The organism is Cupriavidus sp. UBA2010 (assembly GCF_002335265.1).
Taxonomy (GTDB): Bacteria; Pseudomonadota; Gammaproteobacteria; order Burkholderiales; family Burkholderiaceae; genus Cupriavidus; species Cupriavidus metallidurans.
The window spans coordinates 184,626-199,043 of record NZ_DDCI01000023.1 but is presented as its reverse complement, the minus strand read 5'-3'; the positions used below and the strand labels follow the sequence as shown (position 1 = coordinate 199,043).

The 14,418-nt window shown below is 64.9% G+C and carries 11 protein-coding genes; 5 read left to right on the top strand and 6 right to left on the bottom strand.

Translation table 11 applies throughout. The features are described 5' to 3' along the window. Positions 1-29: 29 nt before the first annotated feature. Positions 30-3,338 (bottom strand): acetyl-CoA carboxylase family protein, encoded by a 3,309-nt coding sequence (locus B2246_RS18555; protein WP_286882574.1) that lies wholly within the window; start codon positions 3,336-3,338, stop codon positions 30-32. Between the two features lie 185 nt (positions 3,339-3,523). Further along, entirely contained in the window at positions 3,524-4,417 is an 894-nt protein-coding gene (locus B2246_RS18550; RefSeq protein ID WP_008644346.1) for a LysR family transcriptional regulator, read from the bottom strand. A 112-nt stretch (positions 4,418-4,529) separates the two neighbouring features. Here B2246_RS18550 and B2246_RS18545 point away from each other — a divergent pair, with 112 nt between their 5' ends. From B2246_RS18545 to B2246_RS18525, 5 genes are all read left to right on the top strand, one after another. Further along, the gene (locus B2246_RS18545) at positions 4,530-5,705 is read left to right on the top strand and encodes a CaiB/BaiF CoA transferase family protein (RefSeq protein ID WP_008644345.1); all 1,176 of its coding nucleotides are present in this window, start codon (positions 4,530-4,532) and stop codon (positions 5,703-5,705) included. 36 nt (positions 5,706-5,741) lie between these two features. Continuing rightward, complete coding sequence (locus tag B2246_RS18540; RefSeq protein ID WP_186425692.1) at positions 5,742-6,203, top strand: MaoC family dehydratase; 462 nt, start codon at positions 5,742-5,744, stop codon at positions 6,201-6,203. A 67-nt stretch (positions 6,204-6,270) separates the two neighbouring features. Then, positions 6,271-7,269, top strand: coding sequence for a Bug family tripartite tricarboxylate transporter substrate binding protein (locus B2246_RS18535; RefSeq protein ID WP_186425691.1), 999 nt, complete (start codon positions 6,271-6,273; stop codon positions 7,267-7,269). Between the two features lie 42 nt (positions 7,270-7,311). After that, a complete protein-coding gene (locus B2246_RS18530; RefSeq protein ID WP_186425690.1) occupies positions 7,312-8,472 on the top strand; it encodes an acyl-CoA dehydrogenase family protein in 1,161 nt (386 codons plus the stop codon). Between the two features lie 179 nt (positions 8,473-8,651). Beyond that, a complete protein-coding gene (locus B2246_RS18525) occupies positions 8,652-9,626 on the top strand; it encodes an acyl-CoA dehydrogenase family protein (protein WP_286882573.1) in 975 nt (324 codons plus the stop codon). A gap of 62 nt (positions 9,627-9,688) precedes the next feature. On the opposite strand, the gene B2246_RS18520 is transcribed toward B2246_RS18525, so the two are convergent. The 4 genes from B2246_RS18520 to B2246_RS18505 form a co-directional block, all read right to left on the bottom strand. Beyond that, positions 9,689-10,483 (bottom strand): SDR family NAD(P)-dependent oxidoreductase, encoded by a 795-nt coding sequence (locus tag B2246_RS18520; protein ID WP_008644332.1) that lies wholly within the window; start codon positions 10,481-10,483, stop codon positions 9,689-9,691. Between the two features lie 207 nt (positions 10,484-10,690). After that, the gene (locus B2246_RS18515) at positions 10,691-11,989 is read right to left on the bottom strand and encodes a TAXI family TRAP transporter solute-binding subunit (RefSeq protein WP_008644330.1); all 1,299 of its coding nucleotides are present in this window, start codon (positions 11,987-11,989) and stop codon (positions 10,691-10,693) included. 245 nt (positions 11,990-12,234) lie between these two features. Then, the gene (locus B2246_RS18510) at positions 12,235-12,366 is read right to left on the bottom strand and encodes an MFS transporter small subunit (protein ID WP_008644328.1); all 132 of its coding nucleotides are present in this window, start codon (positions 12,364-12,366) and stop codon (positions 12,235-12,237) included. A gap of 21 nt (positions 12,367-12,387) precedes the next feature. Continuing rightward, on the bottom strand, positions 12,388-13,815 hold the full coding sequence (locus B2246_RS18505) for an L-lactate MFS transporter (protein WP_008644327.1): 1,428 nt from the start codon (positions 13,813-13,815) through the stop codon (positions 12,388-12,390). Positions 13,816-14,418 lie beyond the last annotated feature (603 nt).

The following is a 14,418-nucleotide window of genomic DNA, read 5'->3' as shown; positions in this document are numbered from 1 at the left end:
GTCAGGGGGCAGTTCAGTCAATGCGGTGGCTACCACGCATCCACGTAGCGTCGGGGCGCCTCGTCTCGTGGGGCGGCATCGAGCCCGGCCAGCAACCAGCGCCGCGTTTCGGCCGGATCGATCACTGCATCGATCTCGAGCCCGGCTGCGGCATTGATCGCGTGTCCGCGTTCGTACATCTGCGCCACGAGCTGCTGGTAGAGGGCGTCGCGTTCGGGGCCAGCCGGCAGCACTTCCAGCTCCTTGCGGAAGCCGAGACGTACCGCGCCTTCCAGTCCCATGCCGCCGAACTCGCCGGTTGGCCAGGAGATGGTGAACGCCGGCGCGCGGAAGCCGCCCGCAGCCATGGCCATCGCGCCCAGGCCGTAGCCCTTGCGCAGCACCACGGCCATGAATGGCACGCGCACCTTGGCGCCCAGCACGAACAGGCGGGACACATGGCGGACCTGCGCGCGGGCTTCGATCTCCGGGCCGACCATAAAGCCCGGCGTATCGATCAGCGAGACGATCGGCAGGCCATGCGTATCGCACAGCTGCATGAATCGAGCGGCCTTGTCCGCGCCGTCCACGTCGATGGCGCCACCCAGGTGACGCGGGTTGTTGGCGACGATGCCCACGGGTCGGCCTTCGATACGCGCCAGCGCGGTATGCATGCCAGTGCCATAGCCCGCGCGCAACTCGATCACGCTGCCGACGTCGGCAATGCCCTGGATCGCGGCACGGGTGTCGTAGACGCGCAGGCGGTTCTCTGGCACCACGCCGCGCAGCATCAGCGCGTCGGGCGCCTCCCAGTCCTGCGTGCGGCCCTGGAACATCGACAGGTAATGCTTCGCCGCGCGCACGGCCTCGGCTTCGTCGTCGACAAGCAGGTCGACCACGCCATTCTGGTACTGCACGGCGGCGGGGCCGATGTCCTCCGGGCGATACACGCCAAGGCCGCCGCCTTCGATCATCGCGGGGCCGGCCATGCCGATGTTCGCGTCGCGCGTGGCGATGATCACGTCGCTGCAGCCGAGCAGGGCCGCGTTGCCCGCGAAGCACCGGCCAGCGGCGATGCCGATCACCGGCACCTCGCCGCTCAGCGCGGCAAATGCGGCGAAGGACGGTTGGTAGAGGCCAGCAACGGTGGGAAAGTCCACATCGCCGGGGCGTCCGCCGCCGCCTTCCGCGAAGATCACGGTTGGCAGCTTCTGTTCGGCGGCCACCTGCAGGATGCGATCTGTCTTGATGTGGTTGCGCTTGCCCTGCGTGCCCGCCAGGACCGTGGCGTCGTACGCCAGCACCGCGCAGCGCGCGCGCTCCGGTGCGAATCGGGTGCCGTTGATGCGGCCGGTGCCGGTGATCAGGCCATCGGCCGGCGTATTGGCGATCAGGTCCTCGGCGCTGCGTCGGCTGGCCTGCGCGGCTACCGCATAGGCGCCGTACTCGACGAAACTGCCTGCATCGCACAGATCAGCCACGTTCTCGCGCGCGGTGCGCTGGCCGCGCGCATGGCGTTTCGCCACCGCGTCCGGCCGCGCGGCATCATCGAGGAACGCATCGCGATCGCGTACACGCTGCAGATCGGGGCGGATCGCGCGTGGGTCGGCCGCTTCGCTGCGGTGATGCGCGACGCCGGCGTCAGCCACCGGCTCCAGCACGAGCAGGATTTGCCCTTCGATAGTCTGGCCGGCGGCACCGACGCGCACATCGATCACACGCCCCGCGCACTCGGCCGCGATGGTGTGCTCCATCTTCATCGCGTCGAGGATCGCCACGATCTGGCCCGGTTGCACAATGTCGTCTTCCTGAACGCGCATCTCGACCACGCGCCCGTTCATTGGCGCGCGCACTGCAACCAGTCCTTCGTCGATGGCCTCGGCAGTAGCGGTCGGCACCGGCACAGGCACGGGGGCGGTCTGCGTGATACCGATGGAAGCCTGTCGCGCTGCGTCACTGGCCGCCACGCGTTGCGCGGCGGTCAGCAGTTCCGGAAGGATCGCCTCGAAGTGACGCGTATGGACGTGCTGCGTCGCGAAGTCTTCGCGTGCCACCAGGGCGCGCAGCAGGTCGAGGTTGCTTGGCACGCCGTCAACACGGAACTCACCGAGCGCACGCCGCACGCGCCGCACCACGTCTTCGAAACGGGGCGAGGCGGTGCTCACGATCAGTTTGGCCAGCAGGGAGTCATAGCCTGCAGGCGGCGCGTAACCGGTGTAGCCGTGGGTGTCGACGCGAACATCCGGCCCGGTAGGCGGATCGAAGCGTTCGAGCCTTCCCTGCGCCGGGCGCGCCTGGCCCTGCGCATCGGTGGCCTCGGCATTGATGCGTAGCTGAACAGCGAAGCCCCGCGCTGTCGGCGGCGCGGCGGGGTCGAGACCCAGGTCGCGCAGGCTCCGGCCATCGGCAAGGCCAAGCTGGAGGGCAACGAGATCGAGACCCGTCACCTGTTCCGTGATGGTGTGCTCTACCTGCAGACGGGGATTGGCTTCGATGAACACGAAGCCGTGGGGCGTGCCGGCGTCGTCGGTCTCCACCAGGAACTCGAACGTGCCCAGGCTGCGGTAGCCGGTGTGCCTTGCGATTCTGCTGGCGGCCTGCACGATGCGATCGCGCAGGGCGGGTGTCAGCACCGGGCTCGGCGCGATTTCCACCAGTTTCTGGAAGCGGCGCTGTAGCGTGCAGTCGCGTTCGCCGAGCGCGATGATCTCGGTCCCATCGCCGATGATTTGCACTTCAATATGGCGCGCGCGTTCGACCAGCCGCTCGGCATAGATCGCTTCGATGCCGAAGGCGCTGCGGGCTTCCGACTGGCAGCGCGCGTAGGCTTCGGGCAGCGCTTCGGCATCGCGGACGACGCGCATCCCGCGTCCACCGCCGCCGCCCACGGCCTTCAGCACGATGCCATTGCCTTGCTGCGCCGCGAAGAACGCGCGGACGTCGTCGAGCGAAGCGCCACCGGGGGTGGCCGGCATCACCGGGACATCGCACTGCGCGGCCAGTTCGAGCGCGCGGCCCTTGTCGCCGAACAGGGCAAGCTGCTCGGGCGTGGGGCCGACGAACGTGATACCTGCTGCCGCGCATGCCTGCGCGAAGTCGGCACGCTCGCTCAGAAAGCCGTAGCCGGGATGGATCGCATCGCAGCCAGCGGCGCGCGCCGCGCCGAGAATGGCGTCGATATCGAGATAGGCGGCCGGACCATTGCCGGGTAGCGCGATGGCTTCATCGGCAAGCTGGCGATGGCGCGATTGCGCGTCGTCGGTGGCGTACACCGCGACAGTGGCAATGCCGAGATCCTGCGCGGCGCGTTGAACCCGCAGCGCGATTTCGCCGCGGTTGGCAATCAGAAGCTTTTTCACTGGCTCGATTCCGTGAGGGATGGATGCGGTACCGCCCGGATGCAAGCCAGAATGTAAGGCGCGTGCGGCAAGGTGCATGCACCCATGGCGCAAGTTTCATGGCGGCCATGCATCGGCTGTATAGCCGCAGCCGCCCTGCGGAATTGCTGCCTGAAGCCGCCTGGAGCGGCCTTGTGCCGCTGCGCCTAGTCGCCTGCGATTCGCTGCGCTGCAGCGATAAAGCGCTGCACATGGCGATCGTCGGTGTCCTGCTGCGTGGCCAGGGCGATGCCGATACGTGCCGCCGGGCGCGGGCTGGACAGGCGCAGAAAGCGCACGCGCCGATTCGTGTAACGCGCCGCCACGCCCGGCACTAGCGCCACGCCCAATCCGCTTTCCACCAGACTGACGATGGTCTGGACCTGCACCGCTTCCTGCGCGATGCGCGGTACGAAACCGGCCTGCTGGCACAGCAGCATCGCCACGGCCTGCAGGTTCGGCACATCGGCACGGGGATGCATGATGAAGGGCTCGTCGGCCAGTGCCTTCAACGCGATGCTCTCCTGCTCGGCAAAACGCCCGTCGGCCGGCACGGCCGCCACGAAGGCGTCGGACTCGAGCGGGGTCAGCGTATAGGGGCCGCTGTTGAGGATCGGAAAGCGTACGAGTCCGGCGTCTAGCTGGCCGTGTTCGATGCGGTCCAGAATCGCGGCCGACGTGGATTCGTGAAGGATCAGGTCGATGCCAGGGTGTGCCGAGCGGAAGGCCGGGATGAGACGGGGAAGCAACGCATAGGTAGCGGAGCCGACAAAGCCGATACGCAGCGCGCCGCGTTCCCCAAGCGCCGCAGACACCGCTGCGGCCCGCGCCTGGCCGGCATGGAACAGGGCCCGGCGCGCATCGTTGAGCGCCGCTTCGCCCGCCTGGGTGAGCCGCACGCCGCGCGTGGTGCGCACAAACAGCGGCGTGCCCAGTGATTCCTCCAGCTTGCGGATCGAAATCGACAACGGGGGTTGCGCCATGTGCAGGCGCTCGGCGGCGCGATGGAAGTTGCCGGTTTCGGCCAGCACGACGAATTGCTGGAGCTGACGTAGATCCATGATGATATCCAATGAATATCGGTTGCTAAAAATCTAATATTAGACGCAATGAGGCCGGCTGCCTTAATCTTGGCCGATCAATACATCGAATCAATACAACAGGAGACACGGTATGCTGCCTCTGTCCGGCATCCGCGTGGTGGATCTGTCGACCGTGGTGATGGGTCCTTACGCCAGCCAGTGGTTGGCCGATCTTGGCGCGGAAGTCATCAAGGTGGAAACGCCCGAAGGCGATTCCACGCGCCGTACCGGCCCGGCGACCGAAGACGGCATGTCCGCGATCTTCCTGGGCGTGAACCGCAGCAAGAAGAGCGTGGTGCTGAACCTGAAGCGCCCGGAGGCGCAGGCGGCGCTGCACCGGCTGCTGGCGTCGGCCGATGTTTTCGTCCACAGCATGCGGCCGCAAAAGCTGGCGAAGCTGGATCTCGATCCCGCCAGCGTCATGGCGCGCCATCCGCAACTGATCTTCGTGAGCCTGCTCGGTTTTGCCGAGGACGGCCCGTACGGTGGCCGTCCCGCGTATGACGACATCATCCAGGGCCTGTGTGGCAACGCGGCGCTGATGGCCGCGCAGACCGGCACCGTGCGCTATTTCCCGACCATCTCGGCGGACAAGACCAGTGGTCTGGTGGCCGCGCTGTCGATCTCGGCTGCGATTGCGGGCCGGGCGCGACAAGGCGGAAAGGGCTCGATGGTCGAAGTGCCGATGTTCGAATCGATGGTGGCCTTCAATATGGTCGAGCATCTGTACGGGCAGCACTTCGAGCCGCCGCGCGGGCCGTCCGGCTATCCGCGTGTGCTGGCACCGCTGCGCCGGCCGTACCAGACCGCGGACGGCTACGTCTGCATGATGCCGTACACCGACGCGCACTGGCGTGACTTCTTCCAGGCGTCGGGGCGCGAGGACCTGGCTGCCGACGCGCGTTTTACCGATATCGCCGCCCGCACGCGCCATATCGAAACGCTCTATGAAATCACTGGCGAACTCGTGCGCGCGCGCAGCACGGCGGACTGGCTGGCCATCTGCGAGCGGCTGCAAATTCCGGTGGCCCGCGTGAACGACCTTCACGAACTCGTTGACGATCCGCACCTGCGCGCGACCGGTTTCTTCGACCAGATCGAAGATCCGTCGATGGGCACGCTGCGTTTTCCCGGCGCGCCAGTGCGCTTCGATGGCGAACGCGCGCGCGCGGCCGTGCCGCCCAGGCTTGGCGAGCACACGCGCGAGATTCTTGCCGCCGCCGGACTTGGCGACGACGAGATCGACCGGCTGCAATCGAATCAGTAGGCCCCGCATCCATCACCGAATTCCCGAGGAGACACCATGACGACTTCACAACCGCAACGCCTGGGCCAGGGCTTCTACTGGCAGGACATCCGCGAAGGGCAGGTTTTCGAGACCTTTAGCCGTACCGTTACCGAGACCGATCTGGTCAACTTCATCTCGGTCACCGGGATGCTCGAAGCGATCTTTATCGAAGAAGGTTACGAGGCTGGCGCCATCAAGGGACGTCCGGTGCCCGCCGCGCTGACGTACTCGCTGATCGAGGGCTTCATCCTGCAAACGATGATCCAGGGCACGGGGCTGGCGATGCTCGAGCTGACGCAGAAGATCCTCGGTCCGGTGGTGGTGGGTGACACGATCCATGCCGGGATCACCGTGACTGGCATTCGTCCGACGTCGAAGAGCGGTCGCGCCGTGGTGGATTCGTCGATCGAGGTGTTCAATCAGCGTAACGAGCTGGTCATGACGTACACGGCGCGACGCCTGCTGGCGGGCCGCTGATCCGGTGGCGTAGCCGCTTTCGCTGTACTTGCAGTACTTGCCGTACTTTCTGGAGGAGACAACCATCATGCCGACACAGAGCAAAAAAGCCGGGCATTCCATTCGTTCGATTCTGCTTGCCGGTTGCGCCTTCGCGCTGACGGCGGCTGTCGCGCCAGCCATGGCGGGCGAGTTTCCGGATCATCCGATCCGGCTCGTCGTGCCGTTCCCGCCCGGCGGACCTACCGATCTGGTGTCGCGCGTGATTGCGCGGAAGATGTCCGAGGAGATCGGGCAACAGGTCATCGTAGACAACCGGCCCGGCGCCAACGGCAATATCGCCGGCGAAATGGTGGCCAAGTCCCCGGCTGACGGCTACACGGTGCTGTACAACACGTCGTCGATCGCTTTGAGCCCGGCGCTGTACAAGAAGCTGCCCTATGACGTGAAGCGTGACTTCGCGCCGGTGGCGATGACCGCGATGGTGCCGCTCGTGCTGGAAGTCAACGCGCAGGTGCCGGTGCGCACCGTGCCGGAGTTCGTTGCCTGGCTGAAGGCCAATCCGGGCAAGATGACCTATGGTTCGGCGGGCAACGGCAACGTCACGCATCTGGCGGCTTTCTTGTTCCTGCAGGCCAACGGGCTCGACGCCGCCCATGCGCCGTACAAGGGCAGCGCCCCGGCACTGACCGATCTGGCCAGCGGGCAGGTGCAGTTCATGACCGACACCATCAACTCGTCGCTGCCGTTTATCCGCGACAAGCGGATGCGCGCGCTTGCCGTCACCAGCAGCGCGCGCAGTTCGCAACTCCCGGACGTGCCGACGCTGGCCGAGTCTGGCATGCATGGTTTTGAAGTGGGTGCGTGGCAGGGCATGATGGTGCCCGCGAAGACCTCGCCGGAGATCATCAAGAAGCTCAACAGCGCGGCGCTGAAGGCGCTTGCGGCGCCCGATGTGCGTGCCAGCCTGGCGCTGCAGGGCGCGGAGGTGCGGGCGTCGAGCCCGGAGGCCTATGCGAAGTACGTGGCATCGGAAATCGACCGTTGGCACAAGGTGGTCAAGGACACCGGCGTGACGCTGGATTGAAGCAGCATCAGGCGCTCACCGGGCGCTTACGGAGGTACCGTTTTGAGTTCACTGTTTGGCACGTTCTCGCTGACATCCCTGCCGCCTGAGGCGTTGGCGTTCCGGCGCGAGGTGAAGGCATTCCTGGCCGAGCATCTGCCGGATCTTCCCGCCGATGTCCGCGCGCGATCGTGGATGGGATTCGACGCCGCGTTCAGCCGCGCGCTTGCGCAACGTGGGTGGGTTGGCGTCACGCTGCCAGCGCGGTTCGGCGGTGCGGGGCTCGATGCGTTCTCGCGTTTCGTGCTGGTGGAGGAACTGCTCGCCTGCGGCGCGCCGGTTTCCGCGCACTGGATTGCCGATCGCCAGAGTGGCCCGTTGATCCTGCGCTACGGCAGCGATGCGCAGCGCGAGTTCTATCTGCCGCGTATCTGCCGGGGCGAGGCCTTCTTCTGCATCGGCATGAGCGAGCCCAATTCGGGGTCCGATCTGGCCAGCGTGGCCACGCGTGCGGTGCCGCAGCCAGGTGGCGGCTGGCGCCTGAACGGCCGCAAGATCTGGACGACCAACGCGGATCGCTGCCACTACATGCTCGCGCTGGTGCGAACCTCGGGCGAGGCTGGGGACCGGCAGAAGGGGCTGTCGCAGGTGATTGTCGACCTGTCTCTGCCGGGCGTGACGGTTCGGCCGATCCATGATCTGAGCGGTGATGCGCATTTCTCGGAGGTCAGCTTCGAGGACGTGCTGCTGCCCGCCGATGCGCTGATCGGCAACGAAGGCGCGGGCTGGGAACAGGTCAACGCGGAACTGGCATTCGAGCGCAGCGGCCCCGAGCGGCTGTACTCGAGCGTGGTGCTGCTCGATGCCTGGGTGGCTGCGCTCCGTCGCCTGCCTGCGGTGCGCCGCGATGCAGTCACAATCGGCGGGATCGTCGGCCGGCTGGCCACGCTACGGGCGATGTCCGTGGCCGTGACCGCGCGGCTAGCTGCCGGAGAAAGCCCGCTGGTTGAGGCGGCATTGGTCAAGGATCTCGGCACCGGACTGGAGCAGTCGATCGGCGCGTTGGCCGAAGCGGCGCTGGGCGATGACCCGGAGCTGGCGATGGATGCGGAGCTGGTTCGCACCGCTGCCTATGTCAGCCAGATTTCGCCGACCTATTCGCTGCGCGGTGGTACGCGAGAGATCCTTCGCGGGATGATTGCTCGCGGCCTGGGCCTTCGCTAAGAGGCGCTATCAAAAAGATTCTGGCGTCGTTGCGCGGCCTTGGCCGATCCACTTGTACTGTCTGCGGCCGCGCGTCTAGCCAGAACCGCTTCGCTTCATTTTGATAGCGCCTCTAAGGGACACAGGGATGCAGGGACGCTAGTGATGCTGAGGGACGCTTAAGGGATTAAGGAAGCACCATGTACAACGAATACTCGGAAGCACTGGAAGCGCTACTAGGCGATCACTGCACGCCCGCTGTCGTGCGACAGATCGAGTCCGGCGGCAGTGGCGCGGATCTCTGGCGCTTGCTCGATGAAAGCGGCTTCGCGGACAGCTTGCTGCCGGAAGCCGGGTTGAGCCTGGCGGACGTCGCGCCGATGCTGTTCGTGACGGGCCGGCATGTGCTCCCGGTGCCGTTGGCGCAGACGATGTTTGCCCGGGCCGTGCTGCGGATGGCAGGCGTCGAAGTGCCGGAGGGACGGGAGGGGCCTATTGCGCTGGCCGATTTCGACGGCGCGCAACGCACGCATGTGCCGTGCGGCGCCACGGCAACGTGGTTTCTGGTGCAGGACGGCGCCCAGGCGGCGCTCGTCCATCGCGAAGCCGCGGCGCTTTCGCCTACTGGCGTGCGGGATGACCTGACGCTGTCGCTCGGGGAAGTTGGCACGCAACGATTCCCATTGCCGGCAGGGCTGTTGCGTTCGGTGGGCGCATGCCTGCACGCAGTGCAAATGGCGGGTGCGATGTCGAGCGTGTTCGACTTGACGCTGCAATACGCCAATGACCGGGCGCAGTTCGGCCGCAATATCGGCAAGTTCCAGGCGATCCAGCATCAGATCAGCGTGATGGCGGAGCAGGTGGCGGCGGTGCGTATGGCGGCGCAGATCGCTTGCGCGGCCGACGGCTGGCAACCTGACCGGCTGCGCGCAGCCATCGGCAAGTTCAATGCGAGTGATGCGGTGACGGCCGTGACGTCGATCGCTCACGCGGTGCATGGCGCGATTGGTGTGACGGCGGAGTACGACCTGCAGCTCTATACGCGCCGGCTGCACGCGTGGCGGCTGGCGGATGGGTCGGAGCGGTACTGGGCGCGCGAACTTGGCGAGGCGACCTGCGAGGCCGACGGCCTGACCGTGGACCTGATACGCGAGTGGAGCGGCGAGGCAGCGTAGTCGCAGGGACGGCCACGGCCCTCTCCACGCGGGAGCGGGCCGTCGTCGATCCTTGGTGTGCTTTACACGATCGTGTCGACCACACCGCCGTCGACGCGCAGGGCCGCGCCGGTGGTGGCGGACGCCTGTGGCGAGCAGACGTAGACGATCATGTTGGCCACTTCCTCGACACTGGCCGCGCGCTGGATGATCGACGTGCTGCGGTGTGCCTTGACGAACTCGGCCGCCACTTCCTCGGCGCTCTTGCCGGATTTCGCGATTTCATCCTTGAGCATGGCCGTCACGCCTTCGGATAGCGTCGGGCCGGGCAGCACGGCGTTCACCGTGACGCCGGTGCCTGCCATCCGCTTGGCCAGACCGCGCGAGACTGCCAACTGCGCGGTCTTGGTAAAGCCGTAGTGGATCATCTCGACCGGAATGTTGATGCCAGACTCAGAGGCGATAAACACGATGCGGCCCCATTTGCGCTCGGCCATGCCCTTGGCATAGGCGCGCGAGAGGCGTACGCCGGACAGCACGTTGACGTCGAAGAAGCGTGTCCAGTCGCTGTCCGGAATATCGAAGAAATCCTTCGGCTCGAAGATGCCGAGGTTGTTGACGAGGATGTCGACAGCCGGGTGGGTCTTGACGAGGGTGTCGCAGACGGCAGCGTCGGTCAGGTCGCCTGCGAATCCGGTGGCCTGGGCGGTGGGATAGGATTTCTTCAGCGATGCCAGCGCGTTATCGACCGAGGCCTGACTACGGCCGTTGACGATCACGTGGGCGCCAGACTCGGCCAGTCCGCGCGCCGTGGCAAAGCCGATGCCGGCGGTGGAACCGGTGACCAGGGCGGTCTTGCCCGACAGATCGATGTTCATGGCGACTCCATTTCGTTGGAAGGTGAGCCCTTGGCCGCTACGGCAGGGCAACCCGTCAAGTGTATGAAGCCGCCGGCGAACTGCAAGCCGGGCCTGTGGAATGCTGCGTTCCGCCCGTGAAAGGAAACGGCAATGAAACGGGAACTGCGCCGGGGTCAGGTGAGCCACCGGCGGGTGACGTGGCCAGCCCTTGTTTTTGTGTACCGGCTATTCCTTCACCGTTCCGGCCACGTGCAGAATCCGGTTCCGCACCACGGCGATTGCCTGCTTGAGGGCGTAGACGTCCTGAAAATAGCGCTGCGGCATCCGTATCTGACTGGCGTGCGCATCGATCTGCTCGATTTCCTCGCGCCACTGCGCAATCTGGTGCCGCGTTGGCCGCTCGCTTTTCCAGATTTCATCTTCCAGCGCCTTGATCTCCCGATACCAGACCACGAGCCGGCCTTTGATCCGCGACTCCGCGAAGCGCGGCAGGGCCTGCAACAGGCCCAATAGCAGGGCCATGAAGGGGAGCAGGATCAGCAGCCGTCTTTCGACAAAGCTGGCCAGCCAGAAGGGCAGGTATCGCTGCAGGAAAGGACGCCCCGACTTGAAGAAGCGCGTGCTTTCCTCCGAAACGGGGAACTCGTTGGTGTTCAGGTTGGGAAACGTGCCGAGCGGCGTGAAGTAGTCTTCGCCGCCGTGGACGGTCTTGGCGGCTTCCAGCAGCAGGTACACCAATGCGGGGTGCATGGTGTCCTTGGATACGAGCAGGGCCTTGGCGGCCAGCAACGTGACGTCGGCCTGCGGAAGATCGTTGACGATGCTGGTCGAGGCACGCGGGAAGACAATCTTCGAGAGCGAAGGGAATTTCTGCACCAGCGCATCAGCCTGGGCGAAGCTCATCAGTTTCAGGTCGCTGTTCAATAGCGTCTGCTGCATCTCCGCATCGGGCCTGCCGATGAAGAACGCGGCGTCCACCTGCCCATCCTTGAGGCCCTGGTAGGCCGCATTGGCGTCCATTTGCAGCAGCGTGGTATTGGCAGCGGTAATGCCGCTATGCGCGAGCAGGATCCGGGAGACTTCGAGTAGCCCGCTGCCCGGAACGCCAATGGAGACTTTCTTCCCTTGCAGTTGGGAAAGCCGATCCATCCTGGCGGCGCCGCGATAGAACACCCAGATCGGTTCATAGGCGACGGCGGCAATGGTCTGCAGCCCGTCGGTATCGCTCGGGCTGACCGTGCCCGACTGGATGAACCCCACCTCGTACGCACTATCCGGATTCTTCAGCCGTTCGTAGTTCTCGATCGAACCGGAAGAACTGCGGATCTCGAGCTTGATGCCGTCGCGTTTCAGGATGGCCGCGTAGCGATCCGCGAAACCTTGATAGATGCCCTTGTCCGCGCCGGTGGTGATGATGATCGTATGCTGGATGGCGGGCCGGATGACAGCTACCAGTGACCAGCCAAGTGCAACCAGCAGCAGTAAGCCTCCAGCAATAAGAAGTCGCCGGCGGCCCGCCGACATGGGCGGATTCTGACTGCGGCGAAGCGCCGGATCGCGCCTAGACATTGGTCACCCGATAACAGAAAGAAAGCACTCCCGCTGCAGCAACGCCGAGTATCGCTGATGACATGCCGAGTTTTGTAATTTTTGGATTTTCTACGATACCAGATTGTTGTATCGCGGCTCAAACGACCTCACTCGGCAGCTCGATCCGGGAGCAAGAAAAAAGGCCGCATGAATGCGGCCTTCTCTTCGTGCGATGCCGCTCAGTGGAAGAGCTTCATTGCCTGGGTGATCGTGTTGGATACGCCCCAGACCAGCGGCACCAGCACATACAGCCAGAAGATGGCCAGCAGGCCTTTGCTGGTGGGGTGGGCTTTCACTTGTGAATTGTCCATGTGCATCTCTCCGTCGGGCGGTCAGTGGGCTGCGCTGGCATTGCCGGCAAGGCTGGATACATCGGCTTCGCTCATGTGGTGCCGGTCGCTGACGCGCGCCACCAGCAGATTGCAGATGAAGCCGACCACGAGCAGGGCCGCCATGATGTGCAGTGTCATCGTGTATGCGTCGGCGCCGGTCACGCCGTGCGCGACCTGGTACTCGCGGATGTAGTTCACGAGCACCGGGCCGGCGATACCCGCGGCGGCCCAGGCCGTCAGCAGGCGACCGTGGATGCCGCCCACGAAGGCGGTGCCGAACATGTCGGCCAGGTAAGCCGGGATCGTGGCGAAGCCGCCGCCGTACATCGACATGATCACGCAGTAGGCCAGCACGAAGAGCGCGATGTTGCCGCTTGCGCCAAGCTGTGGCACCAGCCAGTACAGGACAGCGCCCAGCGCGAAGAATACGAAGTAGGTGTTCTTGCGGCCGATCCAGTCAGAGGACGAAGCCCAGAAAAAGCGGCCGCCCATATTGAACAGCGACAGCAGGCCAACGAAGCCGGCTGCTGCTGCGGCGGTCACGCTGCCCTTGAAGCTCTCCTGAATCATCAGCGATGCCTGGCCCAGCACGCCGATGCCGGCCGTCACGTTCAGGAACAGCACCAGCCACAGCAGGTAGAACTGGGACGTCTTCAGGGCCTGGTCGATGTGCACGTGATTACGCGTGATCATCTTGCTGGCGGTGGTGGGCGGGGTCCAGCCAGCCGGCTTCCAGCCCGGGGCGGGCACACGGATGGCCAGCGAGCCGATCAGCATCGACACGAAGTAGCCGATGCCCATGACCACGAAAGTCTGGGCCACACCGACCGACGTAGCGGTCTTGAAGGTGTTCATCAGCGCCACGGACAGCGGCGCGGCGATCATCGCGCCGCCGCCGAAGCCCATGATCGCCATGCCGGTGGCCATGCCGCGACGGTCCGGGAACCAGCGAATCAGCGTGGACACGGGCGATACATAGCCCAGGCCCAGTCCGATGCCGCCCAGCACGCCGTAACCGAGATAGAGCAGGGCGATCTGGTGCGTGTAGATACCCAATGCGGAGACCAGGAACCCGCTGCCAAAGCAGCAGGCGGCGGTGAACATCGTCAGGCGCGGACCCACGCGCTCGAGCCATTTACCGGCGAATGCAGCGGAAATGCCAAGGAAGAAGATCGCCAGCGAGAAAATCCAGCCAAGCGTGGTCAGTTTCCAGTCATCGGGCGCTGACTCGGTAATGCCGATTACCCTCGATAGCGGTACGTTGAATACCGAGAATGCATAGGCCTGGCCGATGCAAAGGTGAACCGCCAGCGCGGCGGGCGGGACCATCCAGCGGGAAAATCCCGGCTTGGCGTAGGTCGCTTCCTTGGAAAAGAACGGGGCCGGGCCATAGGCCGGGCTGCTGCCTTGATTCATCACACTGCTCATCGAGCGTTCTCCAGACGAGGGTCCTGGGCAACCGTTCCGCTTGCAGCATGGCGCGCCGGCGGGTCTGGGTGGCCCAGCCGGTTGACCCGTCACGCCGCGGTCGGATTACCCCCAGATGTGTCGACGCACCGGGTGTTGGACATATTTATGGCCCGGACTGGTCGACGCTTGCTACCACACTACAAATCGGAAATGGGATTGCGCTGCGGGCAATGGCGCCGCAGCAACTGGCGCGAGCGAGTGCCGGCGGATCCGGCAGTCGGCGTGGCGAGAGACGCGAGGCGTCCCGGGATGAAATGGCTCATTATTTTTCCGTCGGGGGCGAGCAGTCATTGTTCTGACCAACAATGACTACCGTGGAAAATGTTATGTGCGCTGAACCTTAGCCGTGTCGATCGCTGACTTCAATAGGTTTTCGAGGACATATTCCCTACCAACGGCACTTTCGATGTGATGCATGAAAAACGTCGGCGCGGCACGATATTCACCGTGTGGTTTTTGCGACAGCGTTGAATAATGTGTGGACGGCATATACGGCCATAGATGCCCTATTGATAGGACAAATTGTCACGAATGCGTCATGTGCGACGCCTACGATCTGTG